The organism is Lysobacter sp. S4-A87 (assembly GCF_022637455.1).
Classification (GTDB): domain Bacteria; phylum Pseudomonadota; class Gammaproteobacteria; order Xanthomonadales; family Xanthomonadaceae; genus Lysobacter_J.
Genome location: NZ_CP093341.1, coordinates 3,499,353 through 3,521,760, shown reverse-complemented (window position 1 = coordinate 3,521,760; position 22,408 = coordinate 3,499,353). Strand labels below are relative to the sequence as shown.

Sequence of the window (22,408 nt, the reverse complement as noted above, 5' to 3'; positions counted from 1 at the left end):
AAAGCGGGGCGACGCGCGCCCCGCAATGGATTACGAAAGCTCTGCGAAGAATTCCTGGAAACGCTGCAGGCCCGGAGCGAGCTGCGGCGTCGGGCAGGTGTAGCTGATGCGCAGCGCGCGCGGCTCGCCGAACGCCGAACCCGGCACGCAGGCCACGCCCTTGGCTTCCAGCAGCGCGTTGCAGAAGTCGACGTCGTTGCCAATCTTCGTACCGGTCGGACCGTGGGTCTTGCCGAAGGCGACGCTGATGTCCGGGAACACGTAGAACGCACCCTGCGGACGCGGGCAGATCACGCCCGGGATCGAATCCATCACCGCCATCACCTGGTCACGCTTGGCCTGGAACTCGGCGCACTTGGCCGTCGGCACGTCCTGCGGACCCGACAGCGCGGCGACCGCAGCGGCGCTGACGATCTCCGGGATGTTGGTGATGTGGTTGGAGTTCATCGTCACGATCGCCTGCGCGACCGCTTCCGGACCGGCCATGAAGCCCACGCGCCAACCCGGCATGCCGTAGGTCTTGGACAGCGAGTCGATGAAGATCACGCGCTCGCGCAGCTCCGGACGGGAGTGCACGAAGTTGTGGTAGCCCAGGCCGTCGAACACCATCCGGTTGTAGATGTCGTCGGTGATGACCCAGGTGTCCGGGTACTTGGCGACGACGTCGGCCAGCGCGTCGATCTCTTCCTTCGAATAGACCATGCCAGTCGGGTTCGAGGGATTGTTGAACAGGAACACCTTGGGCTTCTTCGCCAGCGCGACATCGAGCTGCGCCGGGGTGAGCTTGTAGTCCTGCGAGGCCGGGCACGGCAGCAGATCGATCTTCGCGTTGACGATGTCGGCGATGTCGAGATAGCTGGTCCAGTACGGCGTCGGGAAGACGATGGTGTCGCCTTCGTCGAGCAGCGCTTCGGCCAGGTTGTAGATGACGTGCTTGGCGCCGATGCCGGTGGCGACGTTGACGCGGCCGTAGCCGGTCAGGCCGATTTTCGCCATGTGCTCGATGAAGGCATCGAGCATCGCGTCGGCGCCGCGGTTGCTGCCGTACTGGCCGCTGTCCTTGCTCAGCGCATCACGCGCCGCGGCATAGACATGGTCGCCGGGGAGGAAGTTGGGAACACCAATCGAGAAGCTGATGATGTCGCGGCCTTCGGCTTTGAGCCGCTTGGCCTTCTCGGCAACCTGCATGATCGCGCTGGGCTTGGCGCGACCGATGCGCCGGGCAAGCTGGGGCATCGCGGGAACCTCTGGGAGTCGATGTGGGGTCGCTGTGGACGGCACGGAAGCAGCCGCCAGAGCCCGCAAATGTTAGCACGGAGGTTCGCACCATCTCGTTGCACGAACGGGGCAAGACGTAGCCCGGGTAAGCGAAGCGCACCCGGAAACCGGACCACCGCCCCGGGTGCGGCCTGCGGGCCTTACCCGGGCTACAGCAAACGAAAACGCCCGCCCCGGCAATGCCAGAGCGGGCGCCTGCCCGAACCGCCACTCGTCACCCCACCCCGCCAACAAGCCCCTTTAGTAAAGGGGCTGCGCGGCAGCGCGGGGAATTGGCACCAAGCAACGCCCAAGGTTCGCAACGCGAACCTTGGGGAGTAATCCGGCATACCGGATTACTTCGCGTCGAGCGTCTTGTTCCACTCCGCCACGCGGTCAGCCTTGGCGGCCAGCACGGCGGCGGTGTCGCCCTCGATCTTGACCGACTTGATCGTGTCGCCCTGCTTGACGCTGTCGACGATCTGCTGGCCTTCCAGGACCTCGCCGAAGACGGTGTGCTTGCCGTCCAGCCACGGGCACGGGACGTGGGTGATGAAGAACTGGCTGCCATTGGTGCCCGGGCCGGCATTGGCCATCGACAGCACGCCGCGCTCGTGGCTCAGGCCGTTGCGGGTCTCGTCCTCGAAGCGGTAGCCGGGGCCGCCGGTGCCGGTGCCCAGCGGGCAGCCGCCCTGGACCATGAAATCGTTGATGACGCGGTGGAAGCTCAGCCCGTCATAGAAGCCGCGCTGGGCCAGGTTGATGAAGTTGGCGACCGTCAGCGGCGCCTTGTCGGCGGCGAGTTCGATGCGGATCGGGCCGCGGTCGGTGTCGAAGGTGGCGATCAGGCTCATGAATCCGTCTCCTGGACGTGTTCGGGGGGTAATTGCGGGGGAATCAGGCGAAAAGCGTTCAGACTTGCCGTTCAGATGGCGGCGGCCCGGGCCGTTGACAAGGGTACTTGCAGCGCCTCCAGCTGAACAGGCAGAGGTCATCATTGACGGGTATAATGCCCGGCTACCTCCTCGCCCGAGTGCCGGTCTGCCGGCCTTTTCGCATGTCCATCGAACGCCTTCGCAATATCGCCATCGTCGCCCACGTCGACCATGGCAAGACCACTCTCGTTGACTGCCTGCTCAAGCAGTCGGGCACCCTGTCCGAACGCACGGTGCTGGCCGAGCGCGCGATGGACAGCAATGACCAGGAAAAGGAACGTGGCATCACGATCCTTGCCAAGAACACGGCCATCACCTGGCAGGGCAACCGCATCAACATCGTCGACACCCCAGGCCACGCCGACTTCGGCGGCGAGGTCGAGCGCGTGCTGTCGATGGTCGACTCGGTGCTGATCCTCGTCGACGCGATGGACGGCCCGATGCCGCAGACCCGCTTCGTCACCCAGAAGGCCTTCGCGATGGGCTTCAAGCCGATCGTGGTGGTCAACAAGATCGACCGTCCGGGCGCGCGTCCTGACTGGGTCATCGACCAGGTGTTCGACCTGTTCGACAAGCTCGGCGCCACCAACGAGCAGCTCGACTTCCCGATCGTCTACGCCTCGGCGCTGCACGGCTACGCCAGCCTCGACGACAGCGCCCGCGACGGCGACATGACCCCGCTGTACGAAGCGATCATGAAGCACGTCGCGCCGCCGGACGTCGACATGGACGGCCCGTTCCAGATGCGCATCAGCCAGCTGGACTACAGCAACTTCGTCGGCCTGATCGGCATCGGCCGCATCCAGCGCGGCAAGGTCCGCCGCAACATGCCGGTCAGCGTGATCGACCGCGAAGGCAAGAAGCGCCAGGGCAAGGTCCTGCAGGTGCTGGGCTTCATGGGCCTGGAGCGCCTGGAGACCGAGGAAGCCGAGGCCGGCGACATCGTCGCCATCTCCGGCGTCGCCGACCTGTCGATCTCCGACACCGTCTGCGCCCTGGACGCCCCGGAAGCGCTGCCGGCGCTGACCGTCGACGAGCCGACCATCTCGATGACCTTCCAGGTCAACAACTCGCCGTTCGCCGGCAACAAGGAACTCAGCGGTGGCAAGTTCCTGACCAGCCGCCAGCTGCGCGAGCGCCTGGAGCGCGAGACGCTGCACAACGTGGCGCTGAAGGTCGAGGAAGGTTCCGACCCGGACAAGTTCCTGGTCTCCGGCCGTGGCGAGCTGCACCTGTCGGTGCTGATCGAGAACATGCGCCGCGAAGGTTTCGAACTGGCCGTGTCGCGTCCGGAAGTGATCATCAAGGAAATCGACGGCCAGATGATGGAGCCGGTCGAGCAGCTGGTGGTCGACATCGAAGAGCAGCACCAGGGCGGCGTCATGGAGAAGCTCGGCGTCCGCAAGGGCCAGCTGAAGAACATGGAGTCCGACGGCAAGGGTCGCGTGCGTCTTGATTACATGATCCCGGCCCGTGGCCTGATCGGTTTCCAGAACGAGTTCCGCACCCTCACCCAGGGTTCGGGCCTGCTGTTCCACGTGTTCGACCATTACGGCCCGAAGGAAACCGGCGCGATCGCCAAGCGCCAGAACGGCGTGATGATCGCCAATGCCGCCGGCACCACCCCGGCCTACTCGCTCGGACCGCTGGAAGAGCGCGGCCGCCTGTTCGCCGCCGAAGGCGACCAGGTGTACGAGGGCCAGCTGATCGGCATCCACTCCAAGGACAACGACCTCACGGTCAATGCCATCAAGCCCAAGCCGCTGACCAACATGCGCGCCTCGGGCAAGGACGACGCGATCAAGCTGACCCCGGCGATCAAGTACTCGCTGGAGCAGGCCCTGGACTTCATCGAGGACGACGAGCTGGTCGAAGTCACCCCGAAGGAAATCCGCCTGCGCAAGAAGCACCTGAGCGAGTCGGACCGCAAGCGCGCCTCGCGCGCGGCCTGAGCCACGTAACGGCACGCACCAGGGCGTCGACTCGCCAACATGACCGACGCCCAGCACTACAACCCGGATCCGCACGCGCATCCGGGGCTCCATGTCATCGCGATCTTCGAGGCCGCCAAGGGCCTGCTGGCACTGCTGGCAGCCAGCGGCCTCGAACTTCTCGGGCCGGCGCCCCTCCTGCGCTGGCTGCATGAGCTGATCGCACGGTTCCAGCTCGACCCCAACGAAGGCGCACTGGCCTGGTTGAACAAGGTCATCAATCCCGACGGCGTGCATCTGGCTGCCGCGGTGGTCCTGGCCTACGGCCTGCTGCGCATGCTCGAGGCCTGGGGCCTGTGGCGGGCCAAGGCCTGGGCCTCCTGGCTGGGCTGCATCAGCGCCGCGATCTACCTGCCCCTGGACGTCTACGCGGTGTACCACCACCCCGGCTGGACCTCATGGGCCGTGCTGGCCGTCAACTTGATCGTCGTCGCAGTGCTGGCACGCGATCTGGTCAAGCGTCGCCAATAAGGCCTGACGGCGGTTCAGTTTCGCGTATGCTCGGCCACGGCCATCCGCGACCGGGGAATCGCAATGCGCTCTTTGCCTGTATCGATGACGTTGTCTTTGGCGACGATGATCGCCTTGTTGCCTGCCTGCCAGCGCGCTGCCGCGCCTGATGCGGGTGCTGCTGCATCCAAGCCCGGGGTACCGGTCGCGTCGGCGAATGCCGGCCCCGCGCCTGCCCGAGGTTTTGCCTTCGCCGAGGTCGGCATCGCCGAACTGCAGGCGCGCATGGAACGCGGCGAACTCAGCAGCCATGCGCTGACCCAGGCCTATCTCGACCAGATCGCCGCCATCGACGATGCCGGCCCGCGCCTCAACGCGGTGATCGAGACCAATCCGGACGCACTCAAGGAAGCCGACGCGCGCGATGCAGAGCGCAAGGCCGGACGCGTGCGCGGCCCGCTGCACGGCGTGCCGATCCTGCTCAAGGACAACATCGACGCCACGCCGATGGTGAATTCGGCCGGCTCGCTCGCGCTGGCTTCGAACCACCCGCGCACCGACGCCTTCCTGGTGGCGCGCCTGCGCGAAGCCGGGGCGGTGATCCTGGGCAAGACCAACCTCAGCGAATGGGCCAACTTCCGTTCCTCGCGCTCGAGCTCCGGCTGGAGCGCGCGCGGTGGACAGACGCGCAACCCGTACGCGCTCGACCGCTCACCGTGCGGCTCCAGTTCCGGCAGCGGCAGCGCCATCGCCGCCAGCCTGGCCGCGGCCGCGATCGGCACCGAGACCGACGGCAGCATCATCTGCCCGTCCTCGGTCGCCGGCCTGGTCGGCATCAAGCCGACGGTCGGCCTGGTCAGCCGCAACGGCATCATCCCGATCTCGCACAGCCAGGACACCGCCGGCCCGATGGCGCGCAGCGTCGCCGACGCAGCGGTGCTGCTGTCGGCGATCGTCGGCCGCGACGACGCCGACCCGGCCACCGCCGAAAGCACCGGCCGGGCGATGTTCGACTACCACGCCAGACTCAATGCCGACGGCCTGCGCGGCGCGCGCATCGGTGTGCTGCGCAAGGCGATGGGCTTCCACCCCGATGCCGATGCTGCCCTTGAGCGCAGCATCGAGGCCATGCGCAAGGCCGGCGCCGAAGTCGTCGACGTCGAGATTGCCGGCGCCGGCAGCTGGGACGAGGCGGAGATGGACGTGCTGCTGTACGAGTTCAAGCACGGCGTCGATGGCTACCTGTCGCGCAGTGGCGCACAGGTGACATCGCTGGCCGGGCTGATCGACTACAACCGCAAGAATGCCGGCAAGGAAATGCCCTACTTCGGCCAGGAGCTGTTCGAACGCGCGCAGGCCAAGGGCGCGCTCGACGAAATCGGCTATATCGAGGCACGCAGCAAGGCACGGCGCCTGGCCGGTGCCGAAGGCCTGGAAGCGACGCTGACGGCCAACAACCTCGACGCCGTGATCGCGCCTGCGACGGCGCCGGCATGGCTGATCGACCCGGTCAACGGCGACCACTTCCTCGGCGAGGGTTACGGCGCCGCAGCCGTGGCGGGCACGCCCAGCATCACCGTGCCGATGGGCGACAGCTTCGGCCTGCCGATCGGCATCATCTTCATGGGTCCGGCCTGGAGCGAACCGCGCCTGATCGAGCTGGCGTACGCATTCGAACAGAAGACCAAGGCGCGCAAGGCGCCGAAGTTCCTGGCGACGGCAGCGATCGGAACCAGCAAGGGCTGACGCATTCGATCCTCATCCCGGCGAAGGCCGGGATGACCTTGATCGTCATCCCCGCGAAGGCGGGGATCCATGGACGTTGCGATTTGCGACGGCAAGGGGCTCCCGCCCCCGCCCTTACGCCGGCGCCGCGATCTGCGCCTGCTTGCGCACGATCAGCATCGCGATCTCCAGCGCCTGTTCGTAGTTCAGGCGCGGATCGACCGTCGACATGTACGCCCGCTCCAGATCGCTCTCGGTCAGCTCGCGCGCGCCACCCAGGCACTCGGTGACGTCCTCGCCGGTGAGCTCCAGGTGCACGCCACCCAGGCGCGTACCGGCGGCGGCATGCAACTCGAACGACTGCTCCACTTCGCTGCGGATGTTGCGGAAGCGACGCGTCTTGTAGCCGTTGCTGGTGCTCTCGGTGTTGCCATGCATCGGGTCGCACACCCACAGCACGCGACGACCGTCGCGACGCACCGCATCCAGCAGCGGCGGCAGCTTCTCGGCGATGCCGGTCGCACCCATGCGATGGATGAAGGTCAGGCGGCCCGGCTCGTCCTCGGGATTGAGAAGGTCCATCGTGCGCAGCAGCTGGTCCGGCGTCACCGACGGGCCCACCTTCAGCGCGATCGGGTTGCGGATGCCGCGGAAGTACTCGGCATGGGCGCCATCGACCGCAGCGGTGCGCATGCCGATCCACGGGTAATGCGTGCTGAGGTTGAACCAGCCCCAGTGACGCGGCACCTGGCGGGTCAGCGATTCTTCGTACGGCAGCAGCAGCGCTTCGTGCGAGGTGTAGAAATCAACCCGGTTGAGGTTGTGTACTTCCGCGCCCGACAGCGTCTCCATGAAGCGGACCGCGTCGCCGATCGCGGTGACCATGCGCCGGTATTCCTCGGCCAGCTCGGAATGACCGACCCAGCTGAGGTTCCAGTATTCGGGATGGTGCAGGTCGGCGAAACCGCCGTCGATCAGCGCACGGACGAAGTTCATCGTCATCGCCGAGCGCGCATGCGCCTTGATCATCCGGCGCGGATCGGGCGCGCGTGCAGCGCCGGTGAATTCCGGTGCGTTGACCATGTCGCCGCGGTAACTCGGCAGCGTCACCTCACCGATCGTCTCGGTGTCGGTCGAACGCGGCTTGGCGTACTGGCCGGCGAAACGGCCGACGCGCACCACCGGCTTGCGCATGCCGTGGACGAGCACCAGGCTCATCTGCAGCAGCACCTTGAGGCGGTTGGAAATCACGCCGGAATTGCAGGCCGAGAAACTCTCGGCGCAGTCGCCACCCTGCAGCAGGAAGCGCTTGCCTTCCTGTGCCTCGGCCAGCTGCTGCTTGAGCGAGAGGATCTCCCACGACGTCACCAGCGGCGGCAGCTCGCGCAGTTCGGCCAGCGCCGACTCGAGCGCAGCCGCGTCCGGATACTGCGGCAACTGCATCGCAGTACGGTTGCGCCAGGACTGGGGGGCCCAGTCGGCGGGCAGGTTCACGGCACGGAGGTTGCGATCTGGGCTGGGCATGACACGGAATGCTGCAATGCGGCGAACCACTATGGGCGCTCACCAGTCGCGCTGCAACCGTTACAGCGGCAACCGAGGTCTACGCCCCGATGGGCCCGGGATACTGGAGAGAACGCCGTTAGCGACGACGAAAGGCCGCGTATCCCGCCCAGATCGCCAGCAGCACGAACCAGACCAGGCTCCAGGTCGGCATCGACATGCCGAGGAACGACCAGTCGACGCTCGCGCACTCGCCCGAACCGGTCATCACCTTGCGGATCACGCCGGTGATCGGCATCGCCTCGAGCATGTAGTCCAGGCCCGGGCCGCACGACGGCACCTGGTCTGGCGGCAGGTGCTGCAGGCGGACGTGATTGCCGGCCACGGCGATACCACCCAGTGCCGCCAGCAGCGCCGCGACACCATAGCCACGGCGACCGCTCACGCCATTGGGCGCGTGCAATGCACCGAGCAGGAACACCAGGCCCATCGCGAAGAACGCCACTCGCTGGAAGATGCACAGCGGGCAAGGCTCAAGGCCGTCATGGAGCTGGAGATAGAACGCGAAGCCCAACAGGCCGGCGCAGGCGAGGAATCCGAGCAGGAACTGGATGCGGAACGAGCCGCGCAGGATGGCATTGGTCATGCCGCCAAGCTTAACGGCGATACCCACAAGCATCCACTCGCACGAACGCGCCAACCCAACCCCCCACCGCATAAGTAGCCCGGGTAAGCGAAGCGCACCCGGGTCATGCGTGACGGATGGCGCCAAAAAGCAAAACCCCGGCACCGGGCCGGGGTTTGCCTTCAACACATGGCGCGCAACGGATTACTCCGCAGCGGCTTCCGGACGGTCGACCAGCTCGACGTAGGCCATCGGCGCATTGTCGCCAGCGCGGAAACCGCACTTGAGGATGCGCAGGTAGCCGCCCGGACGGGACTGGTAACGCGGGCCCAGGGTGGTGAACAGCGTGCCGACGGCTTCCTTGTCGCGCAGGCGCGAGAAGGCAAGGCGGCGATTGGCAACGCCATCGACCTTGGCCAGGGTGATGAGCGGCTCGGCAACGCGACGCAGCTCCTTGGCCTTGGGCAGGGTGGTGCGGATGAGGCCGTGCTTGATCAGCGAGGCCGCCATGTTGGTGAACATGGCATCGCGGTGAGCACTGGTGCGGCTGAACTTACGGCCGGCTTTCTGGTGGCGCATGGTCGTGATTCCTGTTGAATGTTGATTCGTTGAACTTCGCTGTCGCCATCCAGGCGTTGACACAGTGGACTGCGGGTGGCCCGAACCGACCCTCCGTGGCCGGCTTGCCGCGGGCCTTCAGGCCCGTCGGTGTCTTGCTACTTTCAAGAACACAGGCCGCACCCTTGGGTGCGGCCTGTCCGGTCTGAGCGGTTACGCTCAGCCCATCATGCCGTGCTGGGCGATGCCAGCGGGCGGCCAGTTTTCCAGCTTCATGCCGAGCGAAAGACCGCGCTGGGCGAGGACTTCCTTGATCTCGGTGAGCGACTTCTTGCCGAGGTTCGGCGTCTTGAGCAGCTCCACTTCGGTCTTCTGGATCAGATCGCCGACGTAGTAGATGCTCTCGGCCTTGAGGCAGTTGGCCGAACGCACGGTGAGCTCGAGGTCGTCGATCGGACGCAGCAGGATCGGGTCGATGCCGCTGGTGGCCGGCTTCGCCGCACCGCGATCGCGGTGGGTGAAGTCGCCGAACACCGACAGCTGGTCGGTGAGGATGTCGGCCGCGGTGCGGACGGCTTCCTCGGCGTCGATCGTGCCGTTGGTCTCGATGTCCAGGACCAGCTTGTCCAGGTCGGTGCGCTGCTCCACGCGGGCCGCTTCAACGGCATACGCGACGCGGCGGACCGGCGAGAAGCTGGCATCCAGCATCAGGCGACCAATGGCGCGGGTTTCCTCGTCCGGGCGACGACGAGCGGCGGCCGGCTGGTAGCCGAAACCACGCTCGATCTTCAGACGCATGTTGAGCGCGGTGTCCTTGGTCAGGTGCGCGATCACATGCTCGGTGTTGAGGATCTCGACGTTGTGGTCGGTCTTGATGTCACCGGCGGTGACAATGCCGGGGCCCTGCTTGGCGAGCGACAGGGTCGCCGACTCGCCGGTGTGCATGCGGATGGCGACGTCCTTGAGGTTCAGCAGAACCTCGAGGACATCCTCCTGCAGGCCTTCGACCGTGGTGTACTCGTGCAGCACGCCATCGATCTCGACTTCCGTGATTGCGAAGCCCGGGATCGACGACAGCAGCACACGGCGCAGCGCATTGCCGAGGGTGTGGCCATAGCCACGCTCCAGCGGCTCGATCACGACCTTGGCACGGTTGCCCGTAAGGCGTTCGATCTGGGGGCCGCGCGGGCGCAGCACCTGGTTTGCGGTAACCGTCATGTTGTGGCGTCTCCTGGATTACTTCGAGTACAGCTCGACGATCAGCGCTTCATTGATGTCTTGCGGCAGGTCAGCACGATCCGGAACAGCCTTGAACACACCAGCGAACTTCTTGCTGTCGACTTCAACCCACGACGGCGAGAGGTCCATCTGCTGCGCCACGGTCAGGGATTCCTGCACGCGGAGCTGCTTCTGGGCGCGTTCGGCCAGCGCGATCGCGTCGCCAGCCTTGACCTGGTACGAAGGCAGGTTGACCGACTTGCCATTGACCGTGACGCCGCGGTGCGAAACCAGCTGGCGGGCGGCCGGACGGGTCACCGCGAAGCCCATGCGGTAGACGACGTTGTCCAGGCGGGTCTCGAGGAGCTGCAGCAGGTTTTCACCCGTGTTGCCCTTCTTGGTCGAGGCCTTCTTGTAGTAGTTGCGGAACTGACGCTCCAGCAGACCGTAGATACGCTTGACCTTCTGCTTTTCGCGCAGCTGGGTGGCGTAGTCCGACAGCTTGCCCTTGCGGGCGGTCGGGCCGTGCTGGCCGGGCTTCTGCTCGAGCTTGCACTTGGAATCCAGTGCACGAGCGGACGACTTCAAGCCGAGGTCGGCGCCTTCGCGACGAGCGAGCTTACAGGTGGGACCAATATAACGAGCCATTTTTCTTCAGCTCCTCAGACGCGACGCTTCTTCGGCGGACGGCACCCGTTGTGCGGGATAGGCGTCACGTCGATGATGTTCATGATCTTGTAACCGACGTTGTTCAGCGAACGAACGGCGGACTCACGGCCCGGACCCGGACCCTTGATGCGCACTTCCAGCGACTTCACGCCGTAGTCGAGCGCAGCACGGCCTGCCTTTTCGGCAGCCACCTGGGCGGCGAACGGGGTCGACTTGCGGGAACCGCGGAAACCCGCGCCGCCCGAGGTCGCCCACGAGAGCGCGTTGCCCTGGCGGTCGGTGATCGTGATGATGGTGTTGTTGAAAGAAGCGTGGACGTGGGCGATGCCGTCGGTGACGACGCGCTTGATCTTCTTCTTGGTTTTGGCAGCAGCCGGCTTAGCCATGGTCTGTGTCCCTTACTTCCTGATGGCCTTGCGCGGGCCCTTGCGGGTACGTGCATTGGTCCGGGTGCGCTGGCCGCGAAGCGGCAGGCCGCGACGGTGACGCAGGCCGCGGAAGCAGCCCAGGTCCATCAGACGCTTGATGGCGATGCCGATTTCGCGACGCAGGTCGCCCTCGACAACGTACTTGCCGACTTCGGCGCGCAGGCGCTCGACTTCCGGCTCGGAAAGGTCACGGATCTTGGTGGTGGCGGTGACGCCAGCCGAGACACAGACCTTCTTGGAACGGGTACGGCCAATGCCGTAAATGCTCTGGAGCCCAACCCAGACATGCTTCTGGGCAGGCAGATTGACGCCCGCAATACGCGCCATAACGCGATCTCCAACTGATTGGCGGCCAGGACGGATTAATCCCGGCGGAGTGAACTGGAAAGTATACTAAGGTCTCGGGTTAATAGGAAGCCCTACCGCGCCCGGGGGCGCAGCAAAGCCCGGCATGGGGAGTGTGCCCATGCTCCGGCGACGAATCTGGACTGGCGGGGACAAGACGGCTAGCCGCCCTGCCCCAACCCCGCGCGCTACTCTGGCGCGCGGAACGGTCCGGATTCACCCGCGCGCGAGACCGCCGCGCGAGCCGCCCTTCAAGTTCGCCTTCTTCAGCAGGCTCTCGTACTGATGCGACATCAGATGAGCCTGGATCTGGGCGATGAAATCCATGACGACCACGACCACGATCAGCAGCGAGGTGCCGCCGAAGTAGAACGAGGTGCCCAGTTCGGTACGCATGACCTCCGGGAGGAGGCACACGAGGACCAGGTAGATCGCGCCGGCCGCCGTCAGGCGGGTCAGCACACCATCAATATAGTCGGCGGTCGACTTGCCCGGACGGATGCCCGGGATGAGCGCGCCCGACTTCTTGAGATTATCGGCCGTTTCCTGCGAGTTGAACACCAGTGCGGTGTAGAAGAACGCAAAACCGACGATCAGACCGGCGTACAGGATCATGTGCAGCGGCTCGCCCGGGTTCAGCCACTGGCTGACGCGGTGCAGGGTCGAACCGGTGTTGCCCTGGCTGAACCAGTTTGCCGCCGTCGCCGGGAACATCACGATGCTCGAGGCGAAGATGGCCGGGATCACGCCCGACATGTTCAGCTTCAAGGGCAGGAACGAGGACTGGTTCTGGTAGGCACTGCGACCGCCGCTGCGGCGGGCGTAGTTGACCGTGATCCGGCGCTGGCCCCGCTCGACGAACACCACGAAGTAGGTGAATCCCACCACGATGGCGACGACTGCGATTGCGACCAGGGCGCTCATGTCGCCGTTGCGGATCTGCTCGAACATGCCGATGACGGCGGCGGGCAGGCCCGCGACGATGCCCGAGAAGATGATCAGCGAGACGCCGTTGCCGATACCCCGCTCCGTGACCTGCTCACCCAGCCACATCAGGAACATGGTGCCGGCGGTCAACGCGATCACCGCGGTCAGGATGAAGCCCGGACCCGGGTTGTAGACCACCGCGATGCCCTGGCTGGCGCCGCCGGCCTGCAATGCAGTGGCGATACCCCAGGCCTGGAACACGGCCAGCGGGATCGCACCCATGCGCGACCACTGGTTGATCTTGCGGCGGCCCGACTCGCCTTCCTTCTGGATGGCCTTCAGGCTCGGCACGATCTGCACCAGCAGCTGCACGATGATCGATGCCGAGATGTACGGCATGACGTTGAGTGCGAACAGGCTGAAGCGATGCAGGGCGCCGCCCGAGAACATGTTGAACATGTCCACGATGGTGCCCTTCTGGGTCTCCATCAACTGGAGCATCGCCTCCGGATTGACGCCCGGCACCGGGATGTAGCAACCGATGCGGTAGACAATCAGGGCACCGACGACGAACAGCAGGCGCTGACGGAGCTCGGTGAACTTCCCGAGCCCGCCACCGATACCGGCAACTGCATTGCTACCGCTGCGCGCCATCTAGTCCTTACTCCCCGACCTTGCCGCCGGCCGCTTCGATAGCGGCCTTGGCGCCGGCCGTAGCGGCCACGCCCTTGAGTACGAACTTCTTGCTGACTTCGCCCTTCTTCACGATCCGGGCCTGCTTGGCGGTGCTGGGCACCAGCTTGGCGGCCTTGAGCGCTGCGAAGTCGATCTCGCCGGCTTCCAGCTTTTCCAGCTGGTACAGCATGACTTCAGCGGTGTCCTTGAGCAGCTTCGAACGGAAGCCGATCTTGGGCAGGCGACGCTGCATGGGCATCTGGCCGCCTTCGAAGCCAGCCTTGATCTTGCCCTTGCCGGAGCGCGCGAACGAGCCCTTGTGGCCGCGGCCGCAGGTCTTGCCCAGGCCGGAACCGATACCACGACCGACGCGGGTGCGCTCCTGGCGGGCGCCGTCAGCGGGTTGCAGAGTGTTGAGACGCATGTTGATTACTCCTCGACTTTGACGAGGTAGTGAAGCTGATTGATCAGACCGCGAACCTGCGGGCTGTCCTTCAGTACACGAACATCGTTGAGCTTGTTCAGGCCCAGCGCACGCACCGACAGACGGTGACGCGACTGGGTGCCACGCAGACCCTTGACCAAGCGCACCTTGACGGTGCCGCTCGTGGTCGCTTCAGTCTTAGCCATGGTTCAGTTCCTCCACCTTCTTGCCACGCTTGGCGGCAATCTTCGCCGGCGAGTGCATGTCGCCCAGGCCCTTGAGGGTGGCGCGAACGAGGTTGATGGGGTTGCGCGAACCAACGGCCTTGGCCAGCACGTTCTTCACGCCAACCGCTTCCAGGACAGCGCGCATCGCGCCGCCGGCGATCACGCCGGTACCTTCCGAAGCCGGCTGCATGAACACGCGGGCCGCGCCGTGACCGGCCTTGACCGAGTGCCACAGGGTGCCGTTGTTCAGGTCGACGTTGTTCATGCTCTTGCGGGCATATTCCATCGACTTCTGGATGGCGACCGGCACTTCGCGTGCCTTGCCGTAACCGAAACCGACCTTGCCGTTGCCGTCGCCCACCACCGTCAGTGCGGTGAAGGTGAACTGGCGACCACCCTTGACGGTCTTGCTGACGCGGTTGACCGCGATCAGCTTCTCGATCATGCCATCGTCGATTTCTTCGCGGTTGCGGTCGCGATCACGACCCCGCGGTGCACGTTGTTCTTCTGCCATTTCGAATACTCGTTAGTTGAAGGATTTGCGGCGTGGCCGCTTATGGTTGTGAAGTACCGCGGGTGCTTCACGGACACGGGAACCCGTGGACGCGCCCGACACAGACCCGTGTCGGCGGGGAAACTTCTGCGTGGGGCCGAAGCCCCACACATTCAAGCTTAGAACTGCAGGCCGCCCTCGCGAGCGGCATCGGCCAGCGCCTTGATGCGACCGTGGTAGCGGTAGCCCGAGCGGTCGAATGCGACCTTCTCGATACCGGCAGCCTTGGCCTTCTCGGCGATCGCGTGACCGACCTTGATGGCGGCGTCGGAGTTCTTGCCGTTCTTCAGGCCTTCCTTGACGTCGGCCTGGACGGTCGAGGCCGAAGCCAGGACCTTGGAACCGTCGGCGGTGAAGACCTGGGCGTACAGGTGCTGACCGGTGCGCAGCACCGTCAGGCGCGGCACGCCGAGCTCGCGGATGTGCGAACGGGTGGACTTGGCGCGGCGCAGGCGAGCAATGTTCTTGTTCATTTCTATGTCTCCGAAAGCTGAAGGACCGATTAGGCCTTCTTGGCTTCCTTGCGGATGATGACTTCGCCGGCGTACTTCACGCCCTTGCCCTTGTACGGCTCCGGCGGACGGAAGCCGCGGATCTTGGCCGCAACTTCACCGACGCGCTGCTTGTCCGCGCCCTGGACCAGGATCTCGGTCTGGGTCGGGGTGGCGATGGTGATGCCTTCCGGGGCCTGGAACAGGACCGGGTGCGAGAAACCGAGCGACAGGCTCAGGTCCTTGCCCTGCATGGCGGCACGGTAACCGACGCCGACCAGCTCGAGCTTGCGCTCGAAGCCTTCCGACACGCCCTTCACCAGGTTGGCGAGGATGGCGCGCAGGGTGCCGGTCAGCGGGATCAGTGCGGCGTCTTCGGTCGAGAACACGGCGTGGCCGTCTTCGATCTTGACCACGATGGCGGCCGGCTTGGCGACCGACAGGGTGCCCTTCGGGCCCTTGGCGCTGATCGAATCAGCCTGGATGTTCAGCTCGACGCCCTTCGGGAGGGCAACCGGCTTCTTGGCAACTCGGGACATGTCTATTCCTCCCTTAAGCCACGAAGCACAGGACTTCACCGCCGACGCCCTGCTGGCGCGCCTGCGCATCGGTCATGATGCCCTTCGAGGTGGAGATGATGGCGATGCCGAGGCCGCCCAGGACCTTGGGCAGCTCCGACTTGCCGCGGTACTGGCGCAGGCCCGAACGGGAGAAGCGCTCAAGGCGCTCGATCACCGGCTTGCCTTCGTAGTACTTCAGCGAGATTTCGAGCTCGGACTTGCCGGCGCTCACCGGGGTCACGCGCGAATCAAGAATGTAGCCTTCGTCCTTCAGGACCTTGGCAATGGCGATCTTGATGTTGGACGACGGCATCTTCACCGTCTGCTTGCGAACAGCGGCCGCATTCTTGATGCGGACCAGCATGTCGGCGATGGGATCAGTCATGCTCATGATTAATTACCTATGAGTAGCACCGATATCCGCGGGATTGCGAATTCAGTTGTATGCCCGTGGGGGCGGCGGAACATTCAGCAAAATCGGGCCGATCGGGGTGACCCCCAAACGACCGGCACCCCGCCCTTCCGGCCGGAGTGCCTTTGGAACGAGCGAGCCGGCAAGTCTAGCAGACTTGCCGGCGCGTTTTGTTACCAGCTGGCCTTGCGCAGACCCGGAACGTCGCCGTTCATGGTCGCCTTGCGCAGCATGTTGCGGCCGAGGCCGAACTTGCGGTAGACGCCACGCGGACGGCCCGAGAGTGCGCAACGGGTCCGCTGGCGGCTCGGCGAGGAGTCACGCGGCAGCTTCTGCAGCTTGACCACTGCATCCATCTTGTCCTCGTACGAGGCCGTCTGGCTGGAGATGATCTTCTTCAGTGCTTCGCGCTTGCTGCCGTGCTGCTTGGCAAGCTTGGCCCGCTTGATCTCGCGGTTGACCATGGAGGTCTTAGCCATTGTGTCAGTCCTATTGGATCAGTTGCGGAACGGGAAGCGGAACGCTTCCAGCAGTGCCTTGGCTTCGGCGTCGGTCTTCGCGGTCGTGGTGATCGCGATGTCCATGCCGCGCAGGGCGTCGACCTGGTCGAAGTCGATTTCCGGGAAGATGATCTGTTCCTTCACGCCCATGTTGTAGTTGCCACGGCCGTCGAACGAACGACCCGACACGCCGCGGAAGTCACGCACGCGGGGCAGCGAGATGTTGATCAGGCGGTCCAGGAACTCGAACATCTGGGCGCGACGCAGCGTCACCTTGCAACCGATCGGCCAACCGTCGCGGATCTTGAACGAAGCCACCGACACGCGGGACTTGGTCACGATCGGCTTCTGGCCAGCGATCTTGGTCAGGTCGGCAACGGCGTTTTCCAGGATCTTCTTGTTGGTCGCGGCTTCGCCGACGCCCATGTTGATCGTGATCTTGGAAAGGCGCGGCACTTCCATCGGGTTCTTGTAACCGAACTTCTTGGTCAGCGACGGGACGACTTCGTCCTTGTAGAACTTTTCAAGCCGGGTGGTCATATCAGCATTCCTTAGGCGTCAACCGCCTCACCGCTGGAGCGGAACACACGCAGTTTGCGTCCATCCTCCAGCACCTTGAAACCGATGCGCTCGCCCTTGCCGGTGGCAGGGTTGAAAAGCATCACGTTGGAAATGTGGATCGGCGCTTCGCGCTCGACCACGCCGCCAGGCTGGCCAGCCTGCGGGTTCGGCTTGGTGTGGCGCTTGACGATGTTGATGTTCGACACGACGACCTTCTCGCCGAGTACGCGCACAACGTCGCCCTTCTTGCCCTTGTCCTTGCCGGCGGTGACGATCACCTGATCGCCCTTGCGGATACGGTTCATATAAATTCCTCCGCTCAGAGCACTTCAGGAGCGAGCGAGACGATCTTCATGAACTTCTCGGTACGCAGCTCACGGGTCACAGGCCCGAAGATGCGGGTACCGATCGGTTCCTGCTTGTTGTTCAGGAGCACGGCGGCATTGCCGTCGAAGCGGATCAGCGAACCGTCCGGGCGACGGACGCCCTTGCGGGTGCGGACCACGACGGCGTCATAGACGTCGCCCTTCTTGACCTTGCCACGCGGGATCGCGTCCTTCACGGTGACCTTGATGATGTCGCCGATGCCGGCGTAACGGCGCTTGGAGCCGCCGAGCACCTTAATGCACATCACTTCCTTGGCACCGGAATTGTCGGCGACGTCGAGGTAGCTTTGCATCTGGATCATGGTTCAGCCTCCTCTTATTCGGCCGCGCGGCTGACGATTTCAACCACGCTCCAGTTCTTGGTCTTGGACATCGGAGCAATCTCCTTCACTCGCACGATATCGCCTTCCTTGCAGGCGTTATCGGCGTCATGGGCGTGGAGCTTGGTCGAGCGACGGATGTACTTGCCGTACAGCGCGTGCTTGACCTGGCGCTCGACGAGCACGGTGACGGTCTTGTCCATCTTGTTGCTGACGACCCGGCCTTCAACCGTGCGCAGCGCCTTGTCTGTATTGTTGTCGGTCATTGCAGGGTCCTTACTTCTTCTCGCCGAGCAGCATGTTGACGCGAGCGATCTCGCGGCGTACACGGCGTGCGTCGTGGGTCTTGGCGAGCTGGCCAGTGGCCTTCTGCATGCGGAGGGCGAAGCCCTCCTTGTGCAGCTCGACCAGGTGGGCCTTCAGTTCGTCGGCCGACTTCTCGCGAAGTTGCTTGAGTTCCATTAGCGCACCGTCCGGGTAACGAAAGTGGTGGTCACCGAGAGCTTGGCGGCGGCCAGACGGAACGCTTCACGCGCCACGTCCTCTGCCACGCCTTCGATCTCGTAAATCATGCGACCAGGCTGGATCTGTGCGACCCAGTACTCGACGTTGCCCTTACCGGAGCCCATTCGGACTTCGATCGGCTTTTTGGTGATCGGCTTGTCGGGGAACACGCGGATCCACATCTTGCCGCCACGCTTGACGTAACGGCTGATGGAACGACGTGCAGCCTCGATCTGGCGCGCGGTCAGCTGACCATGCGCCGTTGCCTTCAGGCCGTACTCGCCGAAGCTGACGGCGTTGCCGTTCCAGCTCAGGCCCTCATTGCGGCCCTTGTGTACCTTGCGGTACTTGGTTCGCTTGGGTTGCAACATGGTCGATTACCTCTGTTCGCGGGCCGAACGGCCCGGACGGTCGCTGCGATCACCGCGGTCACCACGGTCACCGCGATCGCTGCGCGGCGAGTCGTCCTGCTTTTCCTGGCCGACCTGGGAGAAATCGAAGATCTCGCCCTTGTAGACCCATACCTTGATGCCGATGATGCCGTAGGTCGTCTTGGCTTCAGCGAAGCCATAGTCGATGTCGGCACGCAGCGTGTGAAGCGGAACGCGACCTTCGCGGTACCACTCCGAACGCGCGATCTCGGCGCCATTCAGACGGCCGGCGACGTTGACCTTGATGCCGAGGGCACCCAGGCGCATCGCGTTGCCGACAGCGCGCTTCATTGCGCGGCGGAACATGATGCGGCGCTCCAGCTGCTGGGCGATCGACTCGGCGACCAGCTGCGCGTCGAGTTCCGGCTTGCGGACCTCGGTCACGTTGATGTGCGCCGGGACGCCCATCACCGCGCTCACTTCCTTGCGCAGCTTCTCGATGTCCTCACCACGCTTGCCGATCACCACGCCCGGACGGGCGGTGTGGATCGTCACGCGGGCGTTGTTCGCCGGACGCTCGATGAAGATCTTGGAGATGCCGGCCTGGGCCAGCTTCTTGCGCAGCAGGTCGCGGACCTTCAGGTCCGCCGCCAGGAACTCGGCGTACTGCTTCTTGTTGGCAAACCACTTGGAATTCCAGTCCTTGGAGATGCCAAGGCGGATGCCAGTCGGATGTACTTTATGACCCATTGTCTGACTCCGCCTTACTTGCCCGCGCCAACAACCACAGTGATGTGGCTGGTGCGCTTGAGGATGCGGGTGCCGCGGCCCTTTGCACGCGCCATGAAGCGCTTCAGTGCGGGACCTTCGTCAACCATGATGGTCTTGACCTTGAGCTCGTCGATGTCGGCGCCCTGGTTGTTCTCGGCATTGGCGATGGCGGACTCGACGACCTTGCGGATCATCTGGGCAGCCTTCTTGTCCGAGAACTTCAGCAGGTTGATGGCGCGCTCGGCCGAGAGACCACGAACCTGGTCAGCGACCAGACGGGCCTTCTGCGGGGAGATGCGCGCGGTGCGCAGGATGGCTTTCGCTTCCATGGTCATCTCCTTACTTGCCCGACTTCTTGTCGCCGCCGTGACCCTTGAAGGTACGGGTCAGGGCGAACTCGCCAAGCTTGTGGCCAACCATGTTCTCGTTGACGAGCACCGGAATATGGTTCTTGCCGTTGTGCACGGCGATGGTGAAACCCACCATCTCCGGCAGGATCATCGAGCGACGCGACCAGGTCTTGATCGGCTTCTTGTTGTTACCCGCGGTCTCGACCTTCTTGATCAGATGGTGGTCGACGAACGGGCCTTTCTTCAGTGAACGTGCCATGGCCGATTAGCTCCTGCGATCGCGCACGATGAACTGCTGGGTGCGCTTGTTCTTGCGGGTCTTGTAACCCTTGGTCGGAACACCCCACGGGGTGACCGGGTGCGGGTTGCCCTGACCAGCCTTGGCCTCACCACCGCCGTGCGGATGGTCGACCGGGTTCATGGCCGCACCGCGAACGGTCGGACGGACGCCGCGCCAGCGCTTGGCGCCAGCCTTGCCCAGCTTCTCGAGGTTGTGCTCATCGTTGCCGACTTCGCCGATGGTGGCGCGGCACTCGGCCGGCACCTTGCGCATTTCGCCGGAGCGAAGACGCAGCGTGGCGTAGCCCTGCTCGCGGGCGATCAGCTGCACGCCAGCGCCTGCGGCGCGGGCCAGCTGGGCACCCTTGCCCGGCTTCATCTCGATGCAATGCACGGTGGAACCGACCGGGATGTTGGTCAGCGGCAGCGTGTTGCCGACCTTGATCGGGGCGTCACGGCCCGCGATCACCTGGTCACCGTCCTTCAGGCCCTTGGGGGCGATGATGTAACGGCGCTCACCGTCGACGTAGCACAGCAGCGCGATGTGAGCGGTGCGGTTCGGGTCGTATTCGATGCGCTCGACGCGCGCCGGAATGCCTTCCTTGTCGCGCTTGAAGTCGATGATGCGGTAATGCTGCTTGTGACCACCGCCGACGTGGCGGGTGGTGATCCGGCCGTGGTGGTTACGACCGCCGGTCTTGCCCTGCTTCTCGACGAGTGCCGCGTGCGGCGCGCCCTTGTGCAGGCCCGGGGTCACCACGCGAACCGCGCTGCGGCGGCCGGGGGAGGTGGGCTTGAAAGTCATCAATGCCATGGGTCTTTCCTCAGGCCTTGGCCATCACGTCGATCGACTGGCCGGCGGCCAGCGTCACGTACGCCTTGCGCCAGTCGCCGCGGCTGCCACTGCGGAACTTGAAGGACTTGTTCTTGCCCTTCACGTTGACCACGTTGACTGCCTCGACCTTGACTTCGAACAGCTTTTCCACGGCGACCTTGATGTCGGCCTTGGTAGCGTCCGTCGCGACTTCGAAGACGTATTGGTTGGAAACTTCCTGCAGACGTGCGGTCTTTTCGGACACGCGCGGCGCACGGATGATGTTGTAGAGCTTGGCCTCGTTCATGCCAGCCACTCCTCGATCTTCTTGACGGCGTCGGCGGTGACCACGACCGAATCGGCGCCGACAAGGCTGACCGGATCCAGGCCCTGGACGTCACGCACTTCGACGTACGGCAGGTTGCGAGCCGAGAGGTACAGGTTCTCGGAAGCATCCTCGGTGACGATCAGCGGACGACGACCGACTTCCAGGCCCTTGAGCTTGGCAATCAGGCCCTGCGTCTTCGGAGCGTCCAGGTCGAACGACTCGACGACCATGATGCGGCCCTGGCGGTTGAGCTCGGACAGGATCGCGGCCATCGCGGCGCGGTACATCTTGCGGTTGACCTTCTGCGCGAAGCTGCGCGGCTTGGCCGCGAAGGTCACGCCGCCGCCGACGAAGATCGGAGCCGTCAGCGCGCCATGACGCGCACCGCCGCCCTTCTGCTTCTTCGACTTCTTGGTGGTGCCGTTGACTTCCGAACGGGTCTTCTGCGCCTTGGTACCGGCACGACCGGCATTGCGGTAGGCAACGACCACCTGGTGGACCAGGTCTTCGCTGAATTCGCGGCCGAAGATCGCGTCGGAGACCGACAGCGTCTTGGTGCTGTTGTTGATGGCGAGTTCCATCGTCATCTCTCCTTATGCCTTGCTCGAGGGACGCACGATGACGTCGCCGCCCGGCGCGCCCGGCACCGCACCCTTGATCGCGATCAGGCCACGCTCTGCGTCGACCTTGACCACTTCCAGGCGCTGCGTGCTCTGGGTAACCGCGCCCATGTGGCCGGCCATCTTCTTGCCCGGGAACACACGGCCCGGCGTCTGGCGCTGGCCGATGGAGCCCGGCGAGCGGTGCGACAGCGAGTTACCGTGCGTCGCGTCGCCCATGGTGAAGTTCCAGCGCTTGATCGTGCCCTGGAAGCCCTTGCCCTTGGTGACGCCCTGGACGTCGACCAGCTGGCCGGCTTCGAAGATGTCGGCCTTGATCTCGCCGCCGATTTCGAAACCGTTGATCTGGTCGTCTTCAACACGCAGTTCCCACAGGCCGCGACCGGCTTCAACCTTCGCCTTGGCGAGGTGACCGGCTTCGGGCTTGTTGATGAGCGCAGCGCGGCGCACACCGACAGTCACCTGCACGGCGCTGTAGCCGTCGGTTTCCTGGGTCTTGATCTGGGTGATCCGGTTCGGGGTGGCCTCGATGAGGGTCACGGGAACCGACTTGCCGTCTTCAGTGAAGAAGCGGCTCATGCCGGCCTTGCGACCGACGATGCCCAACGAATATTTCTTCGCGGTCATGGTG

General features: G+C 64.6%; 33 protein-coding genes. 3 read left to right on the top strand and 30 right to left on the bottom strand.

Annotated elements, in window-relative coordinates:
- Nucleotides 1-30 precede the first annotated feature (30 nt).
- Both MNR01_RS15920 and MNR01_RS15915 read right to left on the bottom strand, forming a co-directional pair.
- Nucleotides 31-1,236: an aminotransferase class I/II-fold pyridoxal phosphate-dependent enzyme gene (locus MNR01_RS15920; RefSeq protein WP_241918689.1), complete on the bottom strand. Its 1,206-nt coding sequence runs from the start codon at nucleotides 1,234-1,236 to the stop codon at nucleotides 31-33.
- Nucleotides 1,237-1,613: 377 nt separating this feature from the next.
- On the bottom strand, nucleotides 1,614-2,111 hold the full coding sequence (locus MNR01_RS15915) for a peptidylprolyl isomerase (protein WP_241918688.1): 498 nt from the start codon (nucleotides 2,109-2,111) through the stop codon (nucleotides 1,614-1,616).
- 203 nt (nucleotides 2,112-2,314) lie between these two features.
- Here MNR01_RS15915 and typA point away from each other — a divergent pair, with 203 nt between their 5' ends.
- From typA to MNR01_RS15900, 3 genes are all read left to right on the top strand, one after another.
- The gene (gene typA, locus MNR01_RS15910) at nucleotides 2,315-4,144 is read left to right on the top strand and encodes a translational GTPase TypA (protein ID WP_241918687.1); all 1,830 of its coding nucleotides are present in this window, start codon (nucleotides 2,315-2,317) and stop codon (nucleotides 4,142-4,144) included.
- A 39-nt stretch (nucleotides 4,145-4,183) separates the two neighbouring features.
- Nucleotides 4,184-4,654: a DUF2127 domain-containing protein gene (locus MNR01_RS15905; RefSeq protein ID WP_241918686.1), complete on the top strand. Its 471-nt coding sequence runs from the start codon at nucleotides 4,184-4,186 to the stop codon at nucleotides 4,652-4,654.
- Nucleotides 4,655-4,717: 63 nt separating this feature from the next.
- Nucleotides 4,718-6,379 (top strand): amidase, encoded by a 1,662-nt coding sequence (locus MNR01_RS15900; protein ID WP_241918685.1) that lies wholly within the window; start codon nucleotides 4,718-4,720, stop codon nucleotides 6,377-6,379.
- Nucleotides 6,380-6,493: 114 nt separating this feature from the next.
- Here the strand turns inward: MNR01_RS15900 and MNR01_RS15895 are convergent, their stop codons facing one another.
- The 28 genes from MNR01_RS15895 to rplC form a co-directional block, all read right to left on the bottom strand.
- Nucleotides 6,494-7,882 carry a 3-deoxy-7-phosphoheptulonate synthase class II gene (locus tag MNR01_RS15895; RefSeq protein WP_241918684.1) on the bottom strand — a complete coding sequence of 463 codons (1,389 nt, stop codon included), beginning with the start codon at nucleotides 7,880-7,882 and terminating at the stop codon, nucleotides 6,494-6,496.
- Between the two features lie 118 nt (nucleotides 7,883-8,000).
- Nucleotides 8,001-8,507 (bottom strand): disulfide bond formation protein B, encoded by a 507-nt coding sequence (locus MNR01_RS15890; RefSeq protein ID WP_241918683.1) that lies wholly within the window; start codon nucleotides 8,505-8,507, stop codon nucleotides 8,001-8,003.
- A gap of 183 nt (nucleotides 8,508-8,690) precedes the next feature.
- On the bottom strand, nucleotides 8,691-9,065 hold the full coding sequence (rplQ, locus tag MNR01_RS15885; protein ID WP_200606488.1) for a 50S ribosomal protein L17: 375 nt from the start codon (nucleotides 9,063-9,065) through the stop codon (nucleotides 8,691-8,693).
- A gap of 198 nt (nucleotides 9,066-9,263) precedes the next feature.
- Nucleotides 9,264-10,262: a DNA-directed RNA polymerase subunit alpha gene (rpoA, locus tag MNR01_RS15880; RefSeq protein WP_158733575.1), complete on the bottom strand. Its 999-nt coding sequence runs from the start codon at nucleotides 10,260-10,262 to the stop codon at nucleotides 9,264-9,266.
- Between the two features lie 18 nt (nucleotides 10,263-10,280).
- On the bottom strand, nucleotides 10,281-10,910 hold the full coding sequence (rpsD, locus tag MNR01_RS15875) for a 30S ribosomal protein S4 (protein ID WP_200606492.1): 630 nt from the start codon (nucleotides 10,908-10,910) through the stop codon (nucleotides 10,281-10,283).
- A gap of 14 nt (nucleotides 10,911-10,924) precedes the next feature.
- Nucleotides 10,925-11,317, bottom strand: a complete 393-nt coding sequence (rpsK, locus tag MNR01_RS15870) for a 30S ribosomal protein S11 (protein ID WP_055902370.1) — start codon at nucleotides 11,315-11,317, stop codon at nucleotides 10,925-10,927.
- A 12-nt stretch (nucleotides 11,318-11,329) separates the two neighbouring features.
- A complete protein-coding gene (gene rpsM / locus MNR01_RS15865; protein WP_200606494.1) occupies nucleotides 11,330-11,686 on the bottom strand; it encodes a 30S ribosomal protein S13 in 357 nt (118 codons plus the stop codon).
- A 234-nt stretch (nucleotides 11,687-11,920) separates the two neighbouring features.
- The gene (secY, locus tag MNR01_RS15860; RefSeq protein WP_158733578.1) at nucleotides 11,921-13,285 is read right to left on the bottom strand and encodes a preprotein translocase subunit SecY; all 1,365 of its coding nucleotides are present in this window, start codon (nucleotides 13,283-13,285) and stop codon (nucleotides 11,921-11,923) included.
- 7 nt (nucleotides 13,286-13,292) lie between these two features.
- Nucleotides 13,293-13,736, bottom strand: a complete 444-nt coding sequence (gene rplO / locus MNR01_RS15855; protein ID WP_241920657.1) for a 50S ribosomal protein L15 — start codon at nucleotides 13,734-13,736, stop codon at nucleotides 13,293-13,295.
- The gene (gene rpmD / locus MNR01_RS15850; protein WP_241918682.1) at nucleotides 13,736-13,936 is read right to left on the bottom strand and encodes a 50S ribosomal protein L30; all 201 of its coding nucleotides are present in this window, start codon (nucleotides 13,934-13,936) and stop codon (nucleotides 13,736-13,738) included. Before rpmD ends, rplO begins: the two co-directional genes overlap by 1 nt.
- The gene (gene rpsE / locus MNR01_RS15845; RefSeq protein ID WP_158733581.1) at nucleotides 13,929-14,471 is read right to left on the bottom strand and encodes a 30S ribosomal protein S5; all 543 of its coding nucleotides are present in this window, start codon (nucleotides 14,469-14,471) and stop codon (nucleotides 13,929-13,931) included. Before rpsE ends, rpmD begins: the two co-directional genes overlap by 8 nt.
- 158 nt (nucleotides 14,472-14,629) lie before the next feature.
- Nucleotides 14,630-14,989 carry a 50S ribosomal protein L18 gene (rplR, locus tag MNR01_RS15840; protein ID WP_241920656.1) on the bottom strand — a complete coding sequence of 120 codons (360 nt, stop codon included), beginning with the start codon at nucleotides 14,987-14,989 and terminating at the stop codon, nucleotides 14,630-14,632.
- Between the two features lie 23 nt (nucleotides 14,990-15,012).
- On the bottom strand, nucleotides 15,013-15,540 hold the full coding sequence (gene rplF, locus MNR01_RS15835; protein ID WP_241918681.1) for a 50S ribosomal protein L6: 528 nt from the start codon (nucleotides 15,538-15,540) through the stop codon (nucleotides 15,013-15,015).
- Between the two features lie 13 nt (nucleotides 15,541-15,553).
- Nucleotides 15,554-15,952: a 30S ribosomal protein S8 gene (gene rpsH / locus MNR01_RS15830; RefSeq protein WP_200606499.1), complete on the bottom strand. Its 399-nt coding sequence runs from the start codon at nucleotides 15,950-15,952 to the stop codon at nucleotides 15,554-15,556.
- A 194-nt stretch (nucleotides 15,953-16,146) separates the two neighbouring features.
- Nucleotides 16,147-16,452, bottom strand: a complete 306-nt coding sequence (rpsN, locus tag MNR01_RS15825) for a 30S ribosomal protein S14 (protein ID WP_241918680.1) — start codon at nucleotides 16,450-16,452, stop codon at nucleotides 16,147-16,149.
- Nucleotides 16,453-16,470: 18 nt separating this feature from the next.
- Nucleotides 16,471-17,013, bottom strand: coding sequence for a 50S ribosomal protein L5 (gene rplE / locus MNR01_RS15820; protein WP_200606500.1), 543 nt, complete (start codon nucleotides 17,011-17,013; stop codon nucleotides 16,471-16,473).
- An 11-nt stretch (nucleotides 17,014-17,024) separates the two neighbouring features.
- Nucleotides 17,025-17,339 (bottom strand): 50S ribosomal protein L24, encoded by a 315-nt coding sequence (gene rplX / locus MNR01_RS15815; RefSeq protein ID WP_158733586.1) that lies wholly within the window; start codon nucleotides 17,337-17,339, stop codon nucleotides 17,025-17,027.
- A gap of 14 nt (nucleotides 17,340-17,353) precedes the next feature.
- Nucleotides 17,354-17,722: a 50S ribosomal protein L14 gene (gene rplN / locus MNR01_RS15810; protein ID WP_056136003.1), complete on the bottom strand. Its 369-nt coding sequence runs from the start codon at nucleotides 17,720-17,722 to the stop codon at nucleotides 17,354-17,356.
- 14 nt (nucleotides 17,723-17,736) lie between these two features.
- On the bottom strand, nucleotides 17,737-18,006 hold the full coding sequence (gene rpsQ, locus MNR01_RS15805) for a 30S ribosomal protein S17 (protein WP_158733587.1): 270 nt from the start codon (nucleotides 18,004-18,006) through the stop codon (nucleotides 17,737-17,739).
- A 10-nt stretch (nucleotides 18,007-18,016) separates the two neighbouring features.
- Nucleotides 18,017-18,202, bottom strand: a complete 186-nt coding sequence (gene rpmC, locus MNR01_RS15800; RefSeq protein ID WP_057948548.1) for a 50S ribosomal protein L29 — start codon at nucleotides 18,200-18,202, stop codon at nucleotides 18,017-18,019.
- Nucleotides 18,202-18,615, bottom strand: a complete 414-nt coding sequence (gene rplP, locus MNR01_RS15795; protein WP_055902334.1) for a 50S ribosomal protein L16 — start codon at nucleotides 18,613-18,615, stop codon at nucleotides 18,202-18,204. The genes rpmC and rplP overlap by 1 nt, the downstream gene beginning before the upstream one ends.
- A 6-nt stretch (nucleotides 18,616-18,621) precedes the next feature.
- Nucleotides 18,622-19,365 (bottom strand): 30S ribosomal protein S3, encoded by a 744-nt coding sequence (rpsC, locus tag MNR01_RS15790; RefSeq protein WP_158733589.1) that lies wholly within the window; start codon nucleotides 19,363-19,365, stop codon nucleotides 18,622-18,624.
- A 14-nt stretch (nucleotides 19,366-19,379) separates the two neighbouring features.
- Nucleotides 19,380-19,715, bottom strand: a complete 336-nt coding sequence (gene rplV / locus MNR01_RS15785) for a 50S ribosomal protein L22 (RefSeq protein WP_158733590.1) — start codon at nucleotides 19,713-19,715, stop codon at nucleotides 19,380-19,382.
- Nucleotides 19,716-19,725: 10 nt separating this feature from the next.
- Nucleotides 19,726-19,995, bottom strand: a complete 270-nt coding sequence (gene rpsS / locus MNR01_RS15780) for a 30S ribosomal protein S19 (RefSeq protein WP_200606502.1) — start codon at nucleotides 19,993-19,995, stop codon at nucleotides 19,726-19,728.
- A 6-nt stretch (nucleotides 19,996-20,001) separates the two neighbouring features.
- On the bottom strand, nucleotides 20,002-20,829 hold the full coding sequence (gene rplB / locus MNR01_RS15775; RefSeq protein ID WP_200606503.1) for a 50S ribosomal protein L2: 828 nt from the start codon (nucleotides 20,827-20,829) through the stop codon (nucleotides 20,002-20,004).
- Nucleotides 20,830-20,839: 10 nt separating this feature from the next.
- Nucleotides 20,840-21,136: a 50S ribosomal protein L23 gene (gene rplW, locus MNR01_RS15770; RefSeq protein WP_158982371.1), complete on the bottom strand. Its 297-nt coding sequence runs from the start codon at nucleotides 21,134-21,136 to the stop codon at nucleotides 20,840-20,842.
- Nucleotides 21,133-21,738: a 50S ribosomal protein L4 gene (gene rplD, locus MNR01_RS15765; RefSeq protein WP_200606504.1), complete on the bottom strand. Its 606-nt coding sequence runs from the start codon at nucleotides 21,736-21,738 to the stop codon at nucleotides 21,133-21,135. The genes rplW and rplD overlap by 4 nt, the downstream gene beginning before the upstream one ends.
- Before the next feature lie 12 nt (nucleotides 21,739-21,750).
- Complete coding sequence (gene rplC / locus MNR01_RS15760) at nucleotides 21,751-22,404, bottom strand: 50S ribosomal protein L3 (protein ID WP_200606506.1); 654 nt, start codon at nucleotides 22,402-22,404, stop codon at nucleotides 21,751-21,753.
- Nucleotides 22,405-22,408: the final 4 nt, after the last annotated feature.

What these genes read in the sequence shown, in the direction of transcription:
- rpsD (WP_200606492.1), bottom strand. Translation starts at nt 10,910, where the DNA reads ATGGCTCGTTATATTGGTCCCACCTGTAAGCTCGCTCGTCGCGAAGGC.
- rpsQ (WP_158733587.1), bottom strand. Translation starts at nt 18,006, where the DNA reads ATGACCGACAACAATACAGACAAGGCGCTGCGCACGGTTGAAGGCCGG.
- rplQ (WP_200606488.1), bottom strand. Translation starts at nt 9,065, where the DNA reads ATGCGCCACCAGAAAGCCGGCCGTAAGTTCAGCCGCACCAGTGCTCAC.
- MNR01_RS15900 (WP_241918685.1), top strand. Translation starts at nt 4,718, where the DNA reads ATGCGCTCTTTGCCTGTATCGATGACGTTGTCTTTGGCGACGATGATC.
- rplB (WP_200606503.1), bottom strand. Translation starts at nt 20,829, where the DNA reads ATGGCATTGATGACTTTCAAGCCCACCTCCCCCGGCCGCCGCAGCGCG.
- rplD (WP_200606504.1), bottom strand. Translation starts at nt 21,738, where the DNA reads ATGGAACTCGCCATCAACAACAGCACCAAGACGCTGTCGGTCTCCGAC.
- rplV (WP_158733590.1), bottom strand. Translation starts at nt 19,715, where the DNA reads ATGGAAGCGAAAGCCATCCTGCGCACCGCGCGCATCTCCCCGCAGAAG.
- rpsK (WP_055902370.1), bottom strand. Translation starts at nt 11,317, where the DNA reads ATGGCTAAGCCGGCTGCTGCCAAAACCAAGAAGAAGATCAAGCGCGTC.
- rpsH (WP_200606499.1), bottom strand. Translation starts at nt 15,952, where the DNA reads ATGAGCATGACTGATCCCATCGCCGACATGCTGGTCCGCATCAAGAAT.
- MNR01_RS15905 (WP_241918686.1), top strand. Translation starts at nt 4,184, where the DNA reads ATGACCGACGCCCAGCACTACAACCCGGATCCGCACGCGCATCCGGGG.
- MNR01_RS15895 (WP_241918684.1), bottom strand. Translation starts at nt 7,882, where the DNA reads ATGCCCAGCCCAGATCGCAACCTCCGTGCCGTGAACCTGCCCGCCGAC.
- rplN (WP_056136003.1), bottom strand. Translation starts at nt 17,722, where the DNA reads ATGATCCAGATGCAAAGCTACCTCGACGTCGCCGACAATTCCGGTGCC.
- typA (WP_241918687.1), top strand. Translation starts at nt 2,315, where the DNA reads ATGTCCATCGAACGCCTTCGCAATATCGCCATCGTCGCCCACGTCGAC.
- rpoA (WP_158733575.1), bottom strand. Translation starts at nt 10,262, where the DNA reads ATGACGGTTACCGCAAACCAGGTGCTGCGCCCGCGCGGCCCCCAGATC.
- rplP (WP_055902334.1), bottom strand. Translation starts at nt 18,615, where the DNA reads ATGTTGCAACCCAAGCGAACCAAGTACCGCAAGGTACACAAGGGCCGC.
- rpmC (WP_057948548.1), bottom strand. Translation starts at nt 18,202, where the DNA reads ATGGAACTCAAGCAACTTCGCGAGAAGTCGGCCGACGAACTGAAGGCC.
- rpsM (WP_200606494.1), bottom strand. Translation starts at nt 11,686, where the DNA reads ATGGCGCGTATTGCGGGCGTCAATCTGCCTGCCCAGAAGCATGTCTGG.
- rplX (WP_158733586.1), bottom strand. Translation starts at nt 17,339, where the DNA reads ATGAACCGTATCCGCAAGGGCGATCAGGTGATCGTCACCGCCGGCAAG.
- MNR01_RS15890 (WP_241918683.1), bottom strand. Translation starts at nt 8,507, where the DNA reads ATGACCAATGCCATCCTGCGCGGCTCGTTCCGCATCCAGTTCCTGCTC.
- rplC (WP_200606506.1), bottom strand. Translation starts at nt 22,404, where the DNA reads ATGACCGCGAAGAAATATTCGTTGGGCATCGTCGGTCGCAAGGCCGGC.
- rpsN (WP_241918680.1), bottom strand. Translation starts at nt 16,452, where the DNA reads ATGGCTAAGACCTCCATGGTCAACCGCGAGATCAAGCGGGCCAAGCTT.
- MNR01_RS15920 (WP_241918689.1), bottom strand. Translation starts at nt 1,236, where the DNA reads ATGCCCCAGCTTGCCCGGCGCATCGGTCGCGCCAAGCCCAGCGCGATC.
- rplW (WP_158982371.1), bottom strand. Translation starts at nt 21,136, where the DNA reads ATGAACGAGGCCAAGCTCTACAACATCATCCGTGCGCCGCGCGTGTCC.
- secY (WP_158733578.1), bottom strand. Translation starts at nt 13,285, where the DNA reads ATGGCGCGCAGCGGTAGCAATGCAGTTGCCGGTATCGGTGGCGGGCTC.
- MNR01_RS15915 (WP_241918688.1), bottom strand. Translation starts at nt 2,111, where the DNA reads ATGAGCCTGATCGCCACCTTCGACACCGACCGCGGCCCGATCCGCATC.
- rpsS (WP_200606502.1), bottom strand. Translation starts at nt 19,995, where the DNA reads ATGGCACGTTCACTGAAGAAAGGCCCGTTCGTCGACCACCATCTGATC.
- rplE (WP_200606500.1), bottom strand. Translation starts at nt 17,013, where the DNA reads ATGACCACCCGGCTTGAAAAGTTCTACAAGGACGAAGTCGTCCCGTCG.
- rpsC (WP_158733589.1), bottom strand. Translation starts at nt 19,365, where the DNA reads ATGGGTCATAAAGTACATCCGACTGGCATCCGCCTTGGCATCTCCAAG.
- rplF (WP_241918681.1), bottom strand. Translation starts at nt 15,540, where the DNA reads ATGTCCCGAGTTGCCAAGAAGCCGGTTGCCCTCCCGAAGGGCGTCGAG.
- rpsE (WP_158733581.1), bottom strand. Translation starts at nt 14,471, where the DNA reads ATGGCAGAAGAACAACGTGCACCGCGGGGTCGTGATCGCGACCGCAAC.
- rpmD (WP_241918682.1), bottom strand. Translation starts at nt 13,936, where the DNA reads ATGGCTAAGACTGAAGCGACCACGAGCGGCACCGTCAAGGTGCGCTTG.